Origin of the sequence: Arthrobacter sp. SW1, from assembly GCF_001766675.1 — a bacterium.
Lineage (GTDB): Bacteria > Actinomycetota > Actinomycetes > Actinomycetales > Micrococcaceae > Arthrobacter.
This window is the reverse complement of sequence record NZ_MJLT01000044.1, coordinates 1-1,439: the sequence shown is the minus strand read 5'-3', so window position 1 is coordinate 1,439 and position 1,439 is coordinate 1. Positions and strand designations below refer to the sequence as shown.

Genomic DNA, 1,439 nt, shown 5'->3' with positions numbered 1-1,439 from the left:
TGAACTGCTCCCCGGAAGTTGGACTGAGAAATTCAGTTCCGACTCCCGGGGAGCAGTTTTATGCACGTACGTAGTTCATTGGCCGCAGCACAGCGTGAGGCGGCTGTAGCGTTGTTTGATGAGGGCATCGGGTACAAAGCGGCGGCCAGGTTACTGGGTGTCTCCAGTACGCCGGTCAAGTCGCTGTATCGGCGGTGGAGGATTCATGGGCAAGGGGTGTTGGTGACCAAGCCGACGAAACACTCGTACTCGTACGAGTTCAAGCTCGCGTTGGTCGAACGGTTCCTCGCGGGTGAGACGGCTCCGGATCTGGCCGTGGAAGCAGGATTATCCTCGCCCGCGCTGCTGCAAAAGTGGGTGCGCGCTTACCGCGGCGAGGGCGCGGATGCGTTGCGCCCGAAGCCTAAGGGCCGCCCCCGGAAGCCCACCAGCCCGCCACCGGCGGAACTGTCCGAGCTGGAGCGGTTGCGGCGGGAGAACGAGCGTTTGCGGGCCGAGGTGGCCTACTTGGGAAAATTGCGGGCCTTGAGGGCTCAGAAACAACGGTGAAGGTCCAGGCCCTCATCGCCCTCAAGGCTGACTTCCCGCTGCCGATTCTCCTGCAGATTTCAGGTCTTGCCCGCTCGACCTTTTTCTACCATCAGGCCCGTTTGCAGGCCCCTGACCCGCAGGAAGCACTCAAAACCGCGATCACCAAGATTTTCGGGGAGAACCACGCCCGGTACGGGCACCGCCGCATCCACACAGAGCTGCTCAAGCAAGGGTGGACGGTCGCGAAGAAGACCGTGCTGAAACTGATGCCGGTCCTCGGCTTGGTCTGCAAGGTACGGCGGAAGAAACGTTACAACTCCTACCGGGGCGAACAGGGAGTTGTGGCACCGAACCTGCTGAAGCGGGAATTCGACGCTACCGCCCCGAACCAGAAGTGGGTCACGGACGTGACCGAGTTCAACGTCGGTGACCGGAAGCTCTATCTCTCCCCGATCATGGATCTCTTCGACCGGCAGATCATCTCCTACGCCATCGGCGCCTCGCCGAACCTGACGCTCACCAACGCCTCGCTGCACGATGCTCTGGCCCGCCTTGAGCCAGGCCAGAAACCTCTGGTGCATTCAGACCAAGGCTTCCAATACCGCCACATGTCCTGGCGCGCTCTCCTGGAGGACGCCGGCGCGGTCCAGTCGATGTCCCGCAAGGGCAACTGCTACGACAACGCAGTGATGGAGAACTTCTTCGGACACCTCAAGGAAGAACTCTTCCACCACGTCCGGTTCCTCAACACCGACGCACTGGCACCGGCTCTGCACGAGTACATCCACTGGTACAACAACGACCGGATCTCCACAAAGCTCGAGGGCCTGAGCCCGGTGCAATACCGCGCCCAGGCCCTCGCGGCCTAGGATCCTACTTAGCCAGTCCAACTATCGGGGACCAGTTCA

2 protein-coding genes and 1 pseudogene are annotated in these 1,439 nt (G+C 61.4%); all 3 read left to right on the top strand.

Translation table 11 applies throughout. From position 1 onward, the window contains the following. Positions 1-60: 60 nt before the first annotated feature. A pseudogene (locus BIU82_RS20320) lies at positions 61-174 on the top strand (hypothetical protein); the annotation flags it as partial. A 48-nt stretch (positions 175-222) separates the two neighbouring features. Further along, positions 223-549, top strand: coding sequence for a helix-turn-helix domain-containing protein (locus tag BIU82_RS20050; RefSeq protein ID WP_216099023.1), 327 nt, complete (start codon positions 223-225; stop codon positions 547-549). Then, entirely contained in the window at positions 546-1,400 is an 855-nt protein-coding gene (locus tag BIU82_RS19720; RefSeq protein WP_070349969.1) for an IS3 family transposase, read from the top strand. Before BIU82_RS20050 ends, BIU82_RS19720 begins: the two co-directional genes overlap by 4 nt. Positions 1,401-1,439 lie beyond the last annotated feature (39 nt).